We start from the raw sequence: 18,472 nt of genomic DNA on the forward strand, positions 1-18,472 counted from the left end.
GTCATGTTCTTTTTCACAGCTCGCAGAGCTTAAAATGACAAATAGAAGTACTAAAAAAGCATTTTTCATGATACTAAAAAACTTACAAAATATGATTCAAAATTAGTATTAAAATTTAGAACAATATGATTTATTTATGAACAACTTTTGCTTTGTATTCTTACCTTTGCAAAAATTTTTATTTATGTCGAATATATATTTAGGATATCATTTTATAATTGAGCCAAAAGAATTGGGTTCTGAAATTTTAGTGGCTGAATTAGGCGAAAAAGCATTTGAAAGTTTTACAGAAACTGAAAACGGAATTTCGGCTTTTGTGAAGAAAGATTTATGGGATGAAAATATTCTAGATGATATCTATATTTTGCAATCTGAAGAGTTTAAAATTGAATATACAATTGAAGAGATCGATCAGGTAAACTGGAACGAGGAATGGGAAAAGAATTTTGAACCAATTGATGTAGACGGAAAATGCCATGTTCGTGCTCCTTTTCATGAAAAAACAGATGCTGAATTTGATATCGTAATTGAACCAAAAATGAGTTTTGGAACTGGACATCATGAAACCACTCACATGATGATTCAGCATTTACTTGAAATGGATGTTAAAGGTTTAAAAACACTTGATATGGGATGTGGAACTGCCATTTTAGCTATTTTAGCTGAAATGAAAGGCGCTGAACCTATTGATGCGATTGATATTGATAATTGGTGTTATTTGAATTCTATCGAAAATGCAGAACGCAATAATTGCAAACACATCAGCGTTTATGAAGGCGATGCGGCATTATTAACTGGCAAAAAATACGATTTGATTATTGCCAATATCAACAGAAATATTTTGCTGAATGATATGCAAGCATATGTAGATGCTTTAAACCCAAAAGGAATTATTCTTTTTAGCGGTTTTTACGAAGAAGATATTCCATTTATCGACGCATCATGCGTTGAAAAGGGTTTAACTTATGTTAAAAAGCTACAAAGAAACAATTGGGTATCTTTAAAATACGTAAATTAGATACTGATAATCAATTCAGTACAAAAACTATAAGATATGAGTACTAAAGAAAAAGTAAGAGAAAGAGTTCGCGAAAAAGAAGCCATTGCTTTTAATAACGAGATCATTGTGTATAATGATGATGTAAACACTTTTGATCACGTAATTGATACTCTTATGCGTGTTTGCAGCCACACAGCCGAACAAGCTGAGCAATGCTCTTTGATTGTACATTACAACGGAAAATGCACTGTGAAAACAGGCCCGATAGAAAAACTTAAACCGCAATGCACACAACTTCTTGAGGCTGGTCTTAGCGCCGAAATTGTTTAATTGCACATAATTTTTAAACGCATTCTGCTTTATTCTATACTAGAATTGAACAGAATGCGTTTTTATTTTTATCAAGTTAAAATCATGAGAAATATCTTTCTTTTAGTGGTTCTATTATTATCTTTTATCTCAAAAGGGCAAGCAAAATTTGAGCCTCTTCGCAAGCAATTGATGGAAAATAAGACTTACGAATATGTGTATGGTTTTGAAAATAATTATGCTGTATTTAGAACTTTTAACGAAAAAATGGGATTAATTGATTCTCTCGGAAATGTAGTTATAAAGCCCACATATCAATACATTCATAATAGAAAAGATCTTAAAAATATATTTGAAGCTGGTAAAATAGTCAATAAAAAATTCAAAAGAGGTTTTATTGATTTGCAAGGCAATATTATGATTCCCTTTGATTATGAAGATGTTTTCTACTTAGGAAATAATCTGGTAAGAGTTTCAAAAAATAACAAAAGCGGAGTTATTGACCTAAAAAATAAAATCATGCTGCCGATTAAATATGAGAATATAATGGGCAGCAATGCTATTTTATTTGTCCAGAGCAATAATAGCATTGATTTATTTAATGCTGAAGGAAAGCAGATTACCAATTTTCAGGCTTTTGATATTGAATATTTTCAGCATAAAAGATCGATTGTAACACTTCAAAACAAAAACACTTTAATAATTGATACTCTCGGAAATACTGTTTTAAATACTATTAAAAATCATAAGTTTGAAAGAATACTTGCTCAAGATGCTTTCCTCGTTTTAAACACGTTGACTAAAAAGAAAGGCATTATAAATTCAAATGGAAAATACAATATTGACTGCAAATACGATGAAATTTATCCTTCTAATTCGATTTATATTGTAAAAAGTAAAGCAAAAAATGGTTTGGTCGATCAAAAGGATTCTATTTTGAAACCTTTAGTTTACGATAACATTTATGCTGTTTATTCTAAAGATAGTATTTCATTCAAAGATCATTATTTTGCTTATAAAAATAATTTACAAGGCATTGTAAATCCTTATCTGGAAAAAGAAATCATTCCGATTTCGTATCAGTATATTAATCCTTTTTCTAAATACTATATCACAACTAACTCTGAAAACAAAGAAGGTTTGCTTTCTGCCAAAGGAGAAGTTATAATTCCTGAAGAGTATGATTTTTATAGTGCTTCTCAAAACAAAATTTTTGCTGTAAAAAATTCTAAAAAATATCTTCTTACGGTTGAAAACAATAATTACAATGAAACTGAAATTTTTGTAGATGAATTTCTAAAGGATAATTCTATTTTTAGAGGATTTGCAAAGAGCAACTATCAAGTTTTTAAAGACAAGAACAAATTTGGTGTTTACAGCAATAACAATACAATAGCAATTCCGGCAGAATATGATGCGATTACAGAGATTTACGGAACGGGAGAATTTGTTGTGAAGAAAAACAATAAGTACGGAGTTGTCAGTTCTGATAATCAAATACTCTTAGATATAAAATACGATTCATTTCAAATCATAAAAGAATCGGTACGATTTAATATAAAGAACCCAAAAACAGTTAAATTTCATCCTGTAAAATATCCTTTTGAGTCTCAATAATTTGCAATTCTATTTTGAATAAATAACACAATCATAACTGTTTAATTACAAATAATTCAAAATGCATTTGATTTTATTATATATTTGAACGAAATAGAATGCATTTTTTATGGAAGAATACGGAAAGATATTGATTATTGCAATGCCGGTTTTTTTAGCCTTGATTATCATTGAAAAAATTTACGGCATTTACAAAAAAAACGACACTGCACCATTAATAGACAGCGTTTCCAGCATCAGTTCTGGCATTACCAATTCGGTTAAAGATGTTTTAGGACTGAGCGTGACTTTTCTTTCTTACGAATGGCTAGTTTCTAAAATTGCATTACAGCATTTGGAAGCAAATGTTCTCTCCTATTGCATTGCCTTTTTTGTTATCGATTTTTACGGTTATTGGAGCCATCGTTTGGCACATCAGATTAATTTCCTATGGAACAAACATGCCATTCATCATAGCAGTGAAGAGTTTAATCTTGCTTGCGCATTGCGTCAGCCCATTGCTAGTTTGGTCAATTTATTTACTTTTTTATTGATTCCCGCAGCTTTATTGGGCGTTCCTGCTTCTGTAATTGCGATTACCCTGCCTATTCATTTGTTTTTACAATTTTGGTATCACACCAAACATATCAAAAAAATGGGGTTTATTGAGCATATTTTAGTAACTCCTTCTCATCATCGTGTGCATCATGCCATTAATCCAGAATATCTCGATAAAAATCATTCGCAGATTTTTATTTTTTGGGACAAGCTTTTTGGTACTTTTCAAGAAGAATTAGACGATGTACCTCCTGTTTTCGGAATCACAAGACCAGCCAATACTTGGAATCCTATAAAGATAAATTTTCAACATTTGAGTTTATTAATGAAAGATGCCTGGCGCGCTCCAAAATGGAAAGACAAATTGACAATTTGGTTTAAACCAACAGGCTGGCGTCCGGAAAACTTTGAAGAAAAATATCCCGTAAACAAAATCGAAAATGTTTTTAATTTTGAAAAATATGGCACGCAGAATTCTCAAAAACTGATCTATTGGTCTGTTATTCAAATGCTGATAACATTATTATTTGTAAGTTATCTGTTTGAGAATATTGCTAAAATTGGTCTTCCAAATATTTTCCTCTACGGCTTTTTTATTTTTGTAACCATATACAGCTACACAGAGTTAATGGATAAAAATCGGTTTGCTATTTTATGGGAAGCTATCCGATTGGGAATTGTAATTTGTATCATTGGTTATTATGGAGATTGGTTTGGTTTAAATCGTACAATTTCAATTAGTAATTATATTATTTTTACTTACCTAATTTTATCTTTCTTGACAACACTTTATTTTGTTAATTTTGACTTTAAAACCAACCAAAACCAATATACCAATTCATAACCCCTATTATGAGAAACTCATCTTTTTTTAAAATTTATGTAGCATTTAGTATAGTTTATCTCATTATTCTGCTCTTTGGCTACGAACGTTTTGATATCTTTCTTAAACCTATTTTGATACCAATTATCGGATTTGGTGCTTATTTTTATAGAAAATTCCCGACTCAAAATATTTTATTGGCCGCACTTGCGCTTTCTTGGCTTGGAGATGTCATTTTGCTTTTTACTGATCTTGGTGAAATTTATTTTATTTTAGGGCTTTTATTTTTCTTAACGGCTCATATTGTCTATTGCGTTCTTTTTAATAAACAGAAAAGAATCAGAAAAAAACAAAACAAACCGCTTTTTATATTTGGAAGTGTCTTTATTGCATGCTATTTAATTGGAATGGTTTCTGTTTTAATGCCTTATTTAGGAGAACTTGAAATTCCTGTTTCCATTTATGCTTCTGTGATTTCAATTATGCTTTTATTTGCTTTCAACGGATTTTTAGTATGGGAAAAACCAGGGAATAAACTTGTATTTTTAGGTGCTATTTTCTTTATTATTTCTGATAGCATTTTGGCGATGAATAAATTTTATGCTCCCATTCCTAAAAGTTCCTTTTTTATTATGCTGACTTATCTTCTGGCACAATATCTGATTGTAGTTGGTACTTTAAGACTAAATCCAAAAACAGTAGAGCAAACAGTTTAATTATCCAACAACCTCAACCATGAAAAAAATAGCTTTTTTAATTGTTTTATTAATCAGTGTTTCTTCTTGCGTAAGTACAAAATCGACTTTAAAGAATGTCGACGATAACGCACCCGATTTGATTTTGAAAAAGGATAACACTTTTGCTATAACGCAATTTGCCAAAGATAAAAAGTACGGTTATGATCCTGATTATCCAATTAATATATTTTTTCAAAACACAAATAACGAAGCTTTAAACGAAACTCGTTTCTTAAACGCTTTGGCTGGCCCAAATGGCGAAAAAATAACGTATTCCAGATTAGAAACGTGTTGTCCTTTCCCTACTAAAAGAAGCAATATGGGCGCTGGATTTTTGAATGTTTATGAGTTAAAATGGGAAGGACAGAAAAAACCAGTAAAACTGTATTTGAATATTTACGAAAAAGGGATTTTAATGGTTCCTCTAGGTTTGAGACTGAAATAAGCGGTGTCAGATTAAAATTATGCTTAATATATTACCATTATTGCTTATTATTCTCCCCGTATTATCTCAATTAATATTGGGAACATTTTCTACCTATAAACCTGCCTCATTTAAATTCAGTCAAGTTACTTGGATTAATTTTATACTGCAAATTATACTCTCTTTTATAGCTTTTAATATTGCCGATTATAATCTTGCGAAACTATATGAACCAAATACTCCAAGATGCGGAATGCCTCTTGTCGGAATTGCTGTAGCTTGTTTCTTTTTTCTTTTTGTTCTCATTTTGATTATTGTCACTCAATTTTTGATTAAAAGATGGAGAGAAAATAAATCAAAAAGACATATAAGTCAAAACTAAAAAACAACATTAAATTGCAAAACTTCAGAACATGATAAATGTCATTCATAATGTTCTTTCCATGCTTTAATATTGCCTCGGAAAAAGCATTTAAACATTTTAAAGAAATTTTAGAAAATCGTTAATTCTACTAAGCTCCTAGTCAGTTATTCGACTTCTTAAAATAATCTTAAATCTTCATCTGCTATTCATAAATCATAACTACCTTTGCATTGCAAAAAAATAATTTTATGAACTTACAACATATTCCACAAATTAAGCATACTGACAGCGGAAATTTCTTTTTATTAGCAGGACCTTGCGCTATTGAAGGAGAAGAAATGGCTCTTAGAATTGCTGAAAAATTAGTTGGTATTACCGACAATCTTCAGATTCCTTATGTATTTAAAGGATCTTTTAAAAAAGCAAACCGTTCTAGAATTGACAGTTTTTCTGGAATTGGTGACGAAAAAGCATTAAAAATCTTAAGAAAAGTTTCTGAAACTTTTCACGTTCCGACTGTAACAGATATTCACACCAATGAAGATGCTGATATGGCTGCACAATATGTAGATGTATTGCAAATTCCTGCTTTCCTAGTTCGTCAAACTGATCTTGTTGTGGCTGCTGCCAACACAGGAAAAACGGTAAACTTGAAAAAAGGACAATTTATGAGCCCAGAAAGCATGAAACATGCTGTTCAAAAAGTTTTAGACTGTAATAATGAAAATGTTATGGTTACAGATCGAGGAACTATGTTTGGCTACCAAGACATGATTGTAGATTTTAGAGGAATTCCTACTATGCAACAATATGCTTCTACAGTTCTAGACGTGACACACTCTCTTCAACAGCCAAATCAAACTGCTGGAGTTACAGGCGGAAGACCTGACATGATCGAAACAGTAGCAAAAGCGGGTATTGCAGTTGGTGTTGATGGTATTTTTATCGAAACGCATTTTGATCCTGCTAACGCAAAAAGTGATGGTGCTAATATGCTTCATTTAGACTATTTTGAAGGTTTGATGAACAAATTAGTAGCTATTAGAAAAACAGTTAACTCATTTTAATTTTTTATAATACTTAAGTTCTTTGAAAACAAAAATTTTATTTTTCTTACTGGCTTGTGTTTCTTTAAACACATTTGCTCAGGAGGAAATACCAGTACAAAAATACGCTGCACACAACAAAGGAAAATTCTTTGTAATGTGGGGTGGTAATAGAGAAAGTTACTCAAAATCTGATGTTAACTTTAGAGGTAAGGATTACAACTTTACTGTTGAAAATATGTCAGCTCATGACAAACCAAAAGGATGGCATGTTGATTATGTTAATCCTGCAAATATGACTATTCCTCAAACGAATTTGAGACTTGGTTACTTTTTTAGTGATCATTATAGTGTTACAATTGGTGTTGACCACATGAAGTATGTAATGGCTCAGAATCAAATTGCAAACGTTAACGGAAACATTAATTTGCCTTCAGATGATCCTGCATCAATCTACAATGGTAATTATAACAATACTCCTGTCGATATGTCTCAGGGAGGAGCTAAAGAAGGGGGTTATGGCAGTGGTGAAGTAAATGTAAACGGTCCAGCTTTTTTAATGTACGAGCATACAGATGGCTTAAACTACATTAATACAGAAGTTGCCAGATTTGATGATATTTCTAAATGGTTTGGTTTGCCAAATATTGATAAAGTTCAGATTAACTTAACTGAAGGTATTGGCGCTGGGGTTTTATATCCAAAAACTAATACTACACTTTTAGGTAAAGAACGTCACGATGATTTTCATGTTTCTGGTTATGGAGTTTCTGCAAAAGCAGGTCTTAACATTACTTTTTTCAAACATTTTTATGTTCAAGGAGAGTTAAAAGGAGGTTATATCAACATGCCGGATATTAAAACTACAACAAGCCCTGAAGATAAAGCGTCTCAACACTTTACTTATTTTCAACGAATTATTGCTGTTGGAGGTATTTTCAGAATCTAATATTTCTCAAAATATATTTTAAAAAATAGCTGTCATTTTATTTGGCAGCTATTTTTTTTATTATTTACTTTGTAACTCAAAGTACTTTAAATTTTACTTTATGAAATTCAAAAAATACCTATTCCCGATCATTACTTTTATCATAAGCTTTGGCTGTGCCTTGTTTGTGGCAATAAAAGTTTTTCCGAACAATCCGTTTACTGGAACCAAAGAAGAAAAAATGGCGGCAAGCAAGTTTAAGGATGGTGATCTTATTTTTCAAACCTCAGAATCTAAACAATGCGAAGCCGTTCGAATTGCAACTAATTCTAAATTCTCACATTGTGGCATTATTTACGATATTAACGGAAATTGGTTTGTTTTTGAAGCCGTTCAACCAATAAAACTTACTCCACTTGAAGATTGGATTAAACATGGAAAAGACAGCAAATATGTCGTAAAAAGATTAAAAGACGAAAATGCTTTAAGTCCGCAGATTTTGCAAAAAATGAAAGATTACAGTCAGCAATTTGACGGTAAAGAATATGATGCCTATTTTGAATGGACTGACAACAGAATATATTGCTCTGAATTGATTTGGAAGATATATAAAAATGCCGCCGGAATTGAATTGTCTAAACTTAGAGAGTTGAAAGATTTTAATTTGCAAGATCCGAGAGTTCAGAAAGTACTAAAAGAGCGTTATGGCAATGATATTCCATTAGAAGAAAAAGTCGTTGCTCCTTCTGATATTGCCGAATCTAATATCTTAAAAACAGTAATAGATACTTATTAATATTTCAAAAAAGCTAGTCCTTATTCATTCTAGCTTTTTTATTTGCTAATTAACTTTGAAATTCAAAGAACTTTTAAACCAATACCTTATGAGAGATTATTTGATTGAAAAACTGTATGAATGTTCTAAAAAACCGTATCAAAAATATTTTAAAAAGAATGAACCTTGGAATATTGATAAAAACACTCTAATGGATTATCCTGAAGAAAGCTTAGGATTTGGCTTGGGAAGTTTTCTTTACAAAAATCATTTTGACATTCAGGAAAAACTAGAAGATCACGACATTATTCATATTTTGACCAACACGGGAGTTTCAGTTTATGAAGAAATTGGCATGCAGTATTATTTGCTTGGCAACGGAAAAAAAAGCTTGTATCTGTTTATGGTAATAGCAGCCGGAACTATTTTTTATCCAAAACGTATAAATTACTTCATCCAACAATTTAAAAGAGGCAAAAAGGCAAATGCGTTTCATTATCTCGATTTTTCAAAAATGCTTTTTATGCCTATACAATCTATTCAGCAAACTTTTAATATTTAAAATCATGAAAACAATTCACAACCCTTTTGAAGAAAAACAATCTATTGAATTGGCGGTTGGCACTTTTATAATCAGCACAATTCTGTTTATACTTTATATCATTTCTTACGGAAATCCGATGATTTTGGTTATTGCTTGGCCGTTTGCTTTAGCTGCCATTGTGGTTAATTTAATCATGTTTGTTCATTTAATGGAAAGATTTATCCATCTACCTCATCAACGAAAAGAAATTGCAATAAAAATACTGCTTCTCCTTTCTAACATTCCGATAACATTTTTGTATTATCTGGTTGTAATGAAATCTTGACTTTTAAAATCATATTAACAAAAAAAAAAACTACTACGAACCCCAGAGGGGTAAGATATTTATAGAATTTCAATAGGAAAATGAAAAAAGCTCCAGAGGAGCGACATATAGTATACATTACAAAAAATATGTCGCTCCTCCGGAGCTTTATATTTGGAAACATTTTCCCTTTTCTATAAATATGTCGCTTCTCCGAAGCCTACAAAAAAGAGCTATCCCTTTGAGACAGCCACTTTCGATTTATTATTTTGTCTTAATTTGCTTTTTTAGTCTCGATTCCGTTTTGATCTAATAAATACATTAATGTAGTCATTGTTGCAGCACCAAGCTCTAATTCTCTTTTATTGATTGCATCAAATTTATCATTTGCAGCGTGGTGATAATCAAAATAACGCTGAGAATCTGGTTTCAAACCTGCTTTAACAATAGCTTGTGAAGTCAAATGATTAATATCAGAACCTGCGTGGCCAATTGTAAAACTGTGCACCAAATAAGGCTCAAAAAGATCTTTGTAACCTTGTATTTTTTTCAAATTAACATCATCAGCTTCAATTGAAAATCCTCTTGGAGAGAATCCGCCTGAATCACTTTCTAAAGCAAAAATATGATTCTCTTTGTTTTGTTTTGAAACTTCTTCGTATTTAGCACCACCTTTTCCGCCGTTTTCTTCGTTCATAAACAATACAACACGAATTGTATTTTTAGGTTTATAGTTTAAGTTTTTCAAAATACGGATCACTTCCATACTTTGCACTACTCCTGCTCCATCATCGTGAGAACCATCTGCTAAATCCCAAGAATCTAAATGCCCTCCAACAACCATTATGTTTTCTGGAGTCACTGTTCCTGTCAATTCACCAATTACATTATATGACAACGCATCTGGTAAAGTCTCGCAAGATTGTTTGAAATAAAATTTTAAAGCTGGATTTGCCTTTAAAGATTTACTCAGCAATTCAGCTCCATTTGTACTGATTGCCGCTGTTGGAATATATTGCTCCTTTGGCAAGTCTCCATAACTTTGAGCTCCTGTATGAGGAAAATCGTCTAAACGTAAATTCATAGAACGAACAATTGTTCCTACTGCGCCTAATTTTGCAGCTTCTTTTGCTCCTGCATATCTTTGGTCAACACAAGCTCCATAAGAAGTAAAGGTTTCAATATTTTCAGGATTCATTGGTCTGTTATAGAAAACAATTTTACCTTTTACTTTATCAGCTCCAAGTTCGTTCAATTCTTTTATTCCTTGAACTTCGATTATTTCTGCTGTAAGACCTGTTTTTGGAGTGGCAACTGAACCTCCTAATGCACAAATCGGCACTGTAGTTTTTACTTTTCCATTAAGAATATATGCCGTTTCTTTTTCGCCACGAACCCAATGTGGCACCATAACTTCTTGCAAATATACTTTATCCAGCCCTAAACTTTCTAATTGGCTTTTAGTGTACTCAACTGCTTGTTCTGCTCCTTTAGATCCAGACAAACGAGCGCCAATATCATTTGACAAGTATTCTAGCCACGTGTAGCATTTTGCTTCGGTTAAAGCTTTTTTGTAAAATAATTTAATGTTTTTTTCATCATTTGTCTGCGCAAAAGATGTCAATCCGTTTAAAACTAAAGCAGTTAAAAGAATCGTTTTTTTCATAGTTTTTGTAGTAATTTGGAGTTTAGCATGCCAATGGCATATTCGCAAAGGAACAAAATTATTGACATTTCTGAAGTTTTTTCCTCAACCTTTTCACAAAAAAAACTCCAATTACAAATTCTTCAATTTGCAATCGGAGCTTTTACGTATTCTTTAAATAAAGATTATTTTACTTCAATAATCTTATTTTTTGTTCCAATTCCGTTTTCATTAAAAGGCTCTATTGTGAAATAATATTTTGTGCCTTTATCCAAACCTCTAAAATCGTATGTATTGTCACCATAAACCATAATACTATTGTACAATTTATCAGGATCAATTCCGTAATAAATATTGTAACCAATTGCATCTGTCTGTTTTTTCCATGAAATCATAGCATTTCTTGAATCTGCTTTGTTTCTGTCTACTTTAAAAGAAGTAACTGCTTTTGGTTTTGCTCCTAAACCATTTCCAAAAACTCTAAAATCAGAAATCGCAAACAAACCTGACGCATTGTGAATATTTTCCATTTTGATGTAACGCGCTTTAATCGATTTTGAAAGCTCTACATAATCATGTGGTGCATCTTTATCATTTTTAGATTTATCTACAACCAAAGTCCAATTTTGAGCATCATCAGACATGAATATTTTATATTGATAATAAATATCCATTGCTTTATTAAACTGCGTCGCTTTATGGTCTGCGTAATTAATCTGCAAAGCATTAATTTCCATTTGTCTTCCTAAATCCATTTGAAGCCATTCGCCTGGATTACTTGTTTTTGCCGACCAATAGGTTTGAATGTTTTCATCTGTCAAATTTTCTGGTCCATAACAGAACTTCTCGTACACTTTTTTACCGCCATTATCCATTCTATGAGTTTCCACTTCCATACATTCCTCAGAAGAAGAAACAGTAACAGGCTTTTTATATGAAAGCAACATCCATCCAGATGAAGCACCTTTTGTCTGGTCGCGCTCGCTTGTTGGCAATACAATTGGGAAATCTCCATAAGCGGTGATCGAATACATTACATCGTCTTTATCAAATCCTGCTGGAAACATATCAATACGACGCTCGAAACGATCTTTAATAGAAATTTTGCATGTTCCAGTATTCCAGTAATTTCCATAATTATCTGCAAAAGTATTTCCGTGTCCAGCTCCAATTACAAATCCGCCTGGTTTATAAGACATCGGATTGTGTTTCTGATACGTAAATGGTCCTAACGGATTATCTCCGACATGAACTCCATTTGCATAACCTTTAAACTCGGTTGCAGGAGCTCCGTATTGCATATAATATTTTCCATTATGTTTCGTCATCCAAGCACCTTCAATAAAATTTCCCCAAGGTGCTGGTTCCATATCATTATTGGGTCCAAAACGTTCCCATCCATGAGCTGAAGGATCTAAAATGGCAACTTCTTTAATTTGCCCATAAGGTTTCTGAATATCCTCTACTTCTGTCGCTTTATACAAAGTTGCATAATCAGCCTGATTTCCTTTTGGAAGCCATGTATTATAATCAACTTCTACTCCAACAAGTGGTAATTTTCCGCTTGAACCGTAGTACATGTATACTTTTTTATCATCATCCTGAAAAATTGCAGGATCCCAAGTTGGAAGCATTGCTTTATCTACATGGCGTGTCCATCTTCCTGATTTTGGATCAGCTGTTTTCCAAATAGGATGGTCTCTTTTCCAAGTTGAACCAACATAAAATAATGTGTCATTTACAACCCATGCTGCAGGAGCGCATTGATCGTCATCGCCTGGCTGTCTTTGGAAGCTTCCGTAAACAAAATTCCAGTCAGACATGTCTTTACTCCAAAAGAAACCTGCCTGATTGGTAGCAAATAAATAATATTCGCCTTTATAAGTAATAATTACAGGATCGGCGCTTGAACGGCGTGATTCTGGAATTCCGTTGTGATTATGAGTCGTAAAATTGTACCCAATATTTATCGGATTACAATAGGTTGTTGCGGGTCTGCTAGGGTCAAACCATTCCGTTTTACCAGAATTTTGTGCCAAAAGAGTACTTCCGAAAAGCATCGAAAACAAAATTGGCGTAAGTTGTTTATATATCTTTTTCATGGTTAGATTTCTTTAATAAAGTTTTAGAAGATTAGTTTTTAACTTCCTTTCTTTCCTTTAAAAGTTCAGGTTCATTTGTGGTAATGTAATTGAATTTATGAGCTATAATCCAATCCATATCTTTTGCGTCATTAACAGTCCAAGCATTTAAGATAATCTTATTGTCTTTAGCTTCCTGTATCCATTCTGGGTGTTTTTGGAAAACAGAATAATGATAGTCAACCCCATTAATTTTATCTGCTTTTACTTCTTTTGGCGATTTATTTCCTTCTAAATATTGAAGAGAGGTTTTAGAATCTATTTCTCTAATTTTCTTTAGAATATCATAATCAAAACTGATGTAGCAGGTATTTTTATCGGCTTTTAATTTTTTAATGGTTTCGACAGCTGCTACACCCGTTTTTTGTCCTCTTTCTTTACTAATTTCCGAAGGTTTGATTTCACATACCAAAAGTGTGTGTTTGTTATTTCTCATTCCTTCTAAAATATACTCATGAAGCGTTGGAAGCTTTTCTCCGTTAGAAAGTTTAAATTTTATCAAATCTGCATAATTCGTCTCTTCAATAAGCAGTTTGTTGTAATGCGCATCATGGTTGATTACAAGTGAATCGTCTGCTGTTCTCCAAACATCAAATTCTGAACCTGGCAATTTTAAATCGATTGCATGTCTTAAAGATGCAATAGAATTTTCAGGCAGATTGTTTTTTTTCCATGCACCGCGATGCGCTACAATGGCATTTTTTTGTGCATTACAAAATGAAAAAGCAATAAGGCATACTGCGCTAAATATTTTGATTTTGTTCATAATAATCGTAGTTAAAAAATTACAAAAAAGGTTATTCATTTTAGAAAAAAAGCCCTCCAAACGAAGGGCTTTTCACTAATCAAATAAACCAACTATTTAGTTAACTCAAAACTAACTTTCTTATCGGCGTTTGAATTTCCTCCAACGAAAATATCAAACTGCCCAGGCTCTGCTACGAATTGTAAATCAGAGTTATAAAATTTTAAATCTTCAACAGTAATATCAAAACTTACTGTCTGTTTTTCACCTTTTTTAAGTGCTATTTTTTGGAAACCTTTCAATTCTCTAACTGGTCTCGTTACTGAACCAACTAAATCTCTAATGTATAATTGAACTGTTTCTTTTCCGTCAAAATTTCCAGTATTTGTTACATCAACAGTTACTTTCAATTTTCCGTTTGAATCCATCTTATCAGAAGAAATTTTCAAGTTTGAATAATCAAAATTGGTATAGCTTAAACCAAATCCGAATGGGAATAATGGCTCGTTTCTTTCGTCAATATAATTTGATCTAAACTTCTCGAATTTTCCTTCTGTATTAGAAAGTGGTCTTCCTGTATTTTTGTGTGCATAGTAAATTGGTAACTGCCCAACGCTTCTTGGGAAAGTTGAAGTCAATTTTCCTGAAGGATTAACATCTCCAAATAAAACATCAGCAATAGCGTAACCTGCTTCTGTACCTGCGAACCAAACATTTAAAATTGCTGGAACTGTTTTCTCTTCGTCAGTAATTACCAACGGACGTCCATCAAATAAAACTAAAACAACAGGTTTTCCTGTTTTCAATAAAGCGTTTAATAAATCTTTTTGCGCTTGTGGAATTTCTAAGTTTGTACGGCTGCTAGATTCTCCACTCATCTCTGCAGATTCTCCTAAAGCTGCCACAATTACATCAGATTGTTCAGCAACTTTTAAAGCTTCTGCTAATAATTCTTCTTTTGTACGAGCATCACGATGTAACGTTTTACCGAACATTGTCGCATTAGTTTCAAAAGTTTCATCGTAATCTAAATTGCTTCCTTTTGCGTATAAAACTTTAGTTCCTGTTCCAGCTACTTCTTTGATACCTCTCAATAATGAAACAGCATTTTCCATTTTTGTAGCCACACTCCAAGTTCCTGGCATGTTTTCTTTAGCATCTGCCAGTGGTCCGATTAAACCAATTGTTCCAGATTTTTTAAGAGGCAACAACTGATTTTGGTTTTTTAATAAAACTAAAGATTGAGCTGCAATATCACGTGCTTCTTTTCTGCTATCTGTTGTAAAGATTTCAGTTTTTGCTCTCTTCTCGTCGCAATATTTATATGGATCTTGGAATAATCCTAAATCATATTTTGCCTCTAAAATAAGTTTTACAGCATTATCGATTGTTTCGATTTTTACTTTTCCTTCATCTAAAGATTTTTTCAAAGTTCCTAAGAAACCTTCTCCAACCATATCCATTTCAACTCCAGCGTTTAATGCTAAAGCAGAAACTTGCTGTAAATCGCCCATTCCGTGAGGAATCATTTCAGGAATTCCTGTAAAATCTGTTACTACAAATCCTTTGAAACCCCATTGTTTTCTTAAAACATCTGTCATTAACCATTTGTTTCCTGTTGCTGGAATTCCGTCAACTTCGTTGAAAGAAGCCATAACCGAACCTACACCTGCATCAACTGCAGCTTTGTAAGGAGGAAAATAGTCATTAAACATTCTGATGTGGCTCATATCAACTGTATTATAATCACGTCCTCCTTCTGGAGCACCGTATAATGCGAAGTGTTTAACACAAGCTAAGATTGAGTTATTTTTAGTAAGATCGTGCTGTTGGTAACCGTTAACCATTGCTTTTGCAATTTGGCTTCCTAAATATGGATCTTCTCCTGAACCTTCCGAAACTCTTCCCCATCTTGGGTCACGAGAAATGTCAACCATTGGAGAGAATGTCCAGTTGATACCGTCTGCACTTGCTTCTTTTGCAGCGATTTGAGCACTTCTTTCAATTAAGCCCATATCCCAAGTACAAGATAATCCTAACGGAATTGGGAATGTTGTTTCGTAACCGTGAATAACGTCCATACCAAAAAGCAACGGAATTTTTAAACGGCTTTTTTCAACCGCAATTTTCTGTACTTCTTTAATTTTTTGAACTGATTTAATGTTGAACAAACCGCCCACTTTTCCTTCAGCAATATTTTTTGCCACATTTGAGCTGTTTGCCTGCCCAGTGGTAATATCACCAGATGTTGGCAAGTTTAACTGACCCAATTTCTCGTCTAAAGTCATTTTTGACATTAATTCCGCCACAAATTCAGACTTTGGTTTAATTTTCACTGTATTTTTAGCTGGCTTTTTTTGAGCATAACCCAAAACAGCGCATCCTAAAAAAAGTAAGACTAATTTGTTTTTCATTCTATTCTATTTATTTGTTTGTATTCGTTTTTCTTTGCTGCAACATCCAGTCATAGATTTCTTGATTATCGTATACTTTTGTCCAGCTGTCATGACCTGCATCATCAAAAATGGTCAGCTTCACATCTTTAGCATTACATTTTTTTAGTTCTTTGTAAATCGTGATTGCATAATTCACATTTACCACATCATCGAGTAATCCATGAAAAATCCTGGTTGGAATATTGGCTATTTCACATGCTTTTTCTAACTGAATCAAATCTACAAAGCCAGCGACAGGTACATTTGCGGCAAATAAATCTGGATGTGCAAAAGCCAAATTCCAAGAAGCCCAACCTCCTGAGCTCAAACCAGTAACATATATTCTTTCTGAATCAATTTTATTCTCTTTCTGAATTTTTAGAATCAGCTGATAAATTGATTCTATATCCCAGTTTTCAACTTCTTTACATTGTGGAGCTAGCACGTATGCATCTAATTGATGAGTCTTTAAATATTTTAAAGGTCCATTAATTTTTACTTTCTCCAAATCAGTTCCTTTTTCTCCATCTCCAGAAATAAAAACTATTAATGGCTTTTTCTCTTTTGCATTTGCCGGTTTATGCAAAACATAACCAAGTTCATACTTTGCCATTACAACTGTATTTATTTTGCCAGTTGTTTCGCTCTGGCTAAAGCCTAAAAGCGAAAACAAAAAAGATAAAAAAGCTATTTTGTATTTCATGTCAATTATTGAATCCCGTATTTTCCAGATTTAAATCCAAGTTTTGTTAAACCTTGTTTTACTTCAGGTGCGTTCATAAACAATTTCCATAATAAGCCTGTTCTATAATTTTCAATCATTACAACTTCAGGACCTTGATCTATTGCTAAATAACGTTTTGCTACCCATTTATTCCCTAAACTTAAAGCATCGTAAAAACCGGCATCTCCCCAAGTTTCGTCTTTATGATTTTCGTATAAATTTCTGATCACAGCCATCGATTCTTTTGGCGTGTAAACAATTGAGCTGATTGCAGCTGTTGGAGAAATCACACCTTGATCGTTGCTTGGCATGTGTGCATTGTATCCGATCGATCCATCAGGGTTTCTTGAATAAGAAGCTGTTAGCCCCCAATATTCAGGACCATAACCTGCATTTTTATTTGGATTTTGAACACAATACTCATAATTGATTTTAGTCTGATTTACATTTAAATCCCAATAATTAGCATATTTATCTGTTAACTGGTTTGGATCTAAACCTACATAAGAATAATGAGCCCAAAATAATGGACCACCAAATTCTTCTGCACCGTTGTGCTTTAAAATAAGTGGGATATTGTATTTTGTTTTTGAAGAAACTATGCCACCGCTTCTCGCCCATCCTTCGTGATATGCTTTCGCATCGATTGTATGTGTTGGCGAAGACGCTGCCATTACGTAAGTAATAAGGCATTCGTTATATCCTTGTAGTGGAAAATTCATCTCCCAAGCATAGCTAGGAGACCAGTGCCAATATAAGACATTTTTCTGATTTGTGTACCATTGCCAATCAACGCCTTTCCAAAGTGCATCATATTTTTGCGCTACGGCTTTTTCTTTTTCAGAACCATCTTTAAGATACTCACGAACCGTAATCATTCCTGCAACCAAAAATGAGGTTTCAACTAAATCACCACCATTATCCTTGGTTCCAAAAGGCTTTACTTTTCCTGTATTTCCGTCAATCCAATGTGACCATGCTCCGTGAAAACGATCTGCTTTGCCTAAAAAATCTGCAATTTTGTTAAGTCTTTCTACTCCTTGTTCTTTAGTGATATATCCTTGTGACATTCCTGAAACAAGCGCCATTAATCCAAAACCTGAACCACCTGTTGTAACGATATTTGAGTCATTTTCAGGATAAACTCCGTCCGGATGATAACGCTCTCTGGCTAATCCAGAATTTGGTTCTGCATAATCCCAGAAGTATTTAAAAGTTTGTTTTTGAACAGCATCTAAAAGTTGCTCATCTGTTAATGCAGTAACGCCAGAAGTATTTTCCTGTACATTTTCTTTTGACTTATCTTCTTTTGATCCACAACTAAAAAAAGCAAAAGCTAAAAATAAAACTGAAATTCTAACCATTATAAAAATT

General features: G+C 32.9%; 18 protein-coding genes. 12 read left to right on the forward strand and 6 right to left on the reverse strand.

Annotation, left to right across the window (positions count from 1 at the left end; translation table 11 throughout):
• The first annotated feature begins 184 nt into the window (after positions 1-184).
• The 12 genes from prmA to LPB248_RS02630 all read left to right on the forward strand — a co-directional run bounded on the left by prmA (position 185) and on the right by LPB248_RS02630 (position 9,429).
• Complete coding sequence (gene prmA, locus LPB248_RS02575; RefSeq protein WP_177210042.1) at positions 185-1,018, forward strand: 50S ribosomal protein L11 methyltransferase; 834 nt, start codon at positions 185-187, stop codon at positions 1,016-1,018.
• A gap of 36 nt (positions 1,019-1,054) precedes the next feature.
• Complete coding sequence (locus LPB248_RS02580; protein ID WP_111376979.1) at positions 1,055-1,330, forward strand: ATP-dependent Clp protease adaptor ClpS; 276 nt, start codon at positions 1,055-1,057, stop codon at positions 1,328-1,330.
• Positions 1,331-1,414: 84 nt separating this feature from the next.
• Complete coding sequence (locus LPB248_RS02585; protein ID WP_177210043.1) at positions 1,415-2,926, forward strand: WG repeat-containing protein; 1,512 nt, start codon at positions 1,415-1,417, stop codon at positions 2,924-2,926.
• A 109-nt stretch (positions 2,927-3,035) separates the two neighbouring features.
• Positions 3,036-4,307 (forward strand): sterol desaturase family protein, encoded by a 1,272-nt coding sequence (locus LPB248_RS02590; protein ID WP_177210044.1) that lies wholly within the window; start codon positions 3,036-3,038, stop codon positions 4,305-4,307.
• A gap of 8 nt (positions 4,308-4,315) precedes the next feature.
• On the forward strand, positions 4,316-5,002 hold the full coding sequence (locus LPB248_RS02595; protein ID WP_177210045.1) for a lysoplasmalogenase: 687 nt from the start codon (positions 4,316-4,318) through the stop codon (positions 5,000-5,002).
• 19 nt (positions 5,003-5,021) lie between these two features.
• The gene (locus tag LPB248_RS02600; RefSeq protein ID WP_177210046.1) at positions 5,022-5,468 is read left to right on the forward strand and encodes a 2-dehydro-3-deoxyphosphooctonate aldolase; all 447 of its coding nucleotides are present in this window, start codon (positions 5,022-5,024) and stop codon (positions 5,466-5,468) included.
• Positions 5,469-5,487: 19 nt separating this feature from the next.
• Positions 5,488-5,829, forward strand: coding sequence for a hypothetical protein (locus LPB248_RS02605; RefSeq protein WP_177210047.1), 342 nt, complete (start codon positions 5,488-5,490; stop codon positions 5,827-5,829).
• 230 nt (positions 5,830-6,059) lie between these two features.
• Positions 6,060-6,878 (forward strand): 3-deoxy-8-phosphooctulonate synthase, encoded by an 819-nt coding sequence (gene kdsA, locus LPB248_RS02610; RefSeq protein ID WP_132990404.1) that lies wholly within the window; start codon positions 6,060-6,062, stop codon positions 6,876-6,878.
• 22 nt (positions 6,879-6,900) lie between these two features.
• Complete coding sequence (locus tag LPB248_RS02615) at positions 6,901-7,806, forward strand: hypothetical protein (RefSeq protein WP_177210048.1); 906 nt, start codon at positions 6,901-6,903, stop codon at positions 7,804-7,806.
• Between the two features lie 100 nt (positions 7,807-7,906).
• Positions 7,907-8,581 (forward strand): YiiX family permuted papain-like enzyme, encoded by a 675-nt coding sequence (locus LPB248_RS02620; protein WP_177210049.1) that lies wholly within the window; start codon positions 7,907-7,909, stop codon positions 8,579-8,581.
• Between the two features lie 88 nt (positions 8,582-8,669).
• The gene (locus tag LPB248_RS02625) at positions 8,670-9,122 is read left to right on the forward strand and encodes a hypothetical protein (RefSeq protein WP_177210050.1); all 453 of its coding nucleotides are present in this window, start codon (positions 8,670-8,672) and stop codon (positions 9,120-9,122) included.
• Positions 9,123-9,126: 4 nt separating this feature from the next.
• Positions 9,127-9,429 (forward strand): hypothetical protein, encoded by a 303-nt coding sequence (locus tag LPB248_RS02630; protein WP_177210051.1) that lies wholly within the window; start codon positions 9,127-9,129, stop codon positions 9,427-9,429.
• A 253-nt stretch (positions 9,430-9,682) separates the two neighbouring features.
• Here the strand turns inward: LPB248_RS02630 and LPB248_RS02635 are convergent, their stop codons facing one another.
• The 6 genes from LPB248_RS02635 to LPB248_RS02660 form a co-directional block, all read right to left on the reverse strand.
• A complete protein-coding gene (locus LPB248_RS02635) occupies positions 9,683-11,074 on the reverse strand; it encodes a M20/M25/M40 family metallo-hydrolase (RefSeq protein WP_177210052.1) in 1,392 nt (463 codons plus the stop codon).
• Positions 11,075-11,238: 164 nt separating this feature from the next.
• The gene (locus LPB248_RS02640; RefSeq protein ID WP_177210053.1) at positions 11,239-13,155 is read right to left on the reverse strand and encodes a discoidin domain-containing protein; all 1,917 of its coding nucleotides are present in this window, start codon (positions 13,153-13,155) and stop codon (positions 11,239-11,241) included.
• Between the two features lie 31 nt (positions 13,156-13,186).
• Positions 13,187-13,960, reverse strand: coding sequence for a glycerophosphodiester phosphodiesterase family protein (locus LPB248_RS02645; protein WP_177210054.1), 774 nt, complete (start codon positions 13,958-13,960; stop codon positions 13,187-13,189).
• 92 nt (positions 13,961-14,052) lie between these two features.
• The gene (gene bglX / locus LPB248_RS02650) at positions 14,053-16,353 is read right to left on the reverse strand and encodes a beta-glucosidase BglX (RefSeq protein ID WP_177210055.1); all 2,301 of its coding nucleotides are present in this window, start codon (positions 16,351-16,353) and stop codon (positions 14,053-14,055) included.
• A 10-nt stretch (positions 16,354-16,363) separates the two neighbouring features.
• On the reverse strand, positions 16,364-17,077 hold the full coding sequence (locus LPB248_RS02655; RefSeq protein ID WP_177210056.1) for a prolyl oligopeptidase family serine peptidase: 714 nt from the start codon (positions 17,075-17,077) through the stop codon (positions 16,364-16,366).
• Between the two features lie 5 nt (positions 17,078-17,082).
• The gene (locus tag LPB248_RS02660; protein ID WP_177210057.1) at positions 17,083-18,462 is read right to left on the reverse strand and encodes a glucoamylase family protein; all 1,380 of its coding nucleotides are present in this window, start codon (positions 18,460-18,462) and stop codon (positions 17,083-17,085) included.
• Positions 18,463-18,472 lie beyond the last annotated feature (10 nt).

It is taken from the genome of Flavobacterium sp. LPB0248 (assembly GCF_013388355.1).
Taxonomy (GTDB): domain Bacteria; phylum Bacteroidota; class Bacteroidia; order Flavobacteriales; family Flavobacteriaceae; genus Flavobacterium.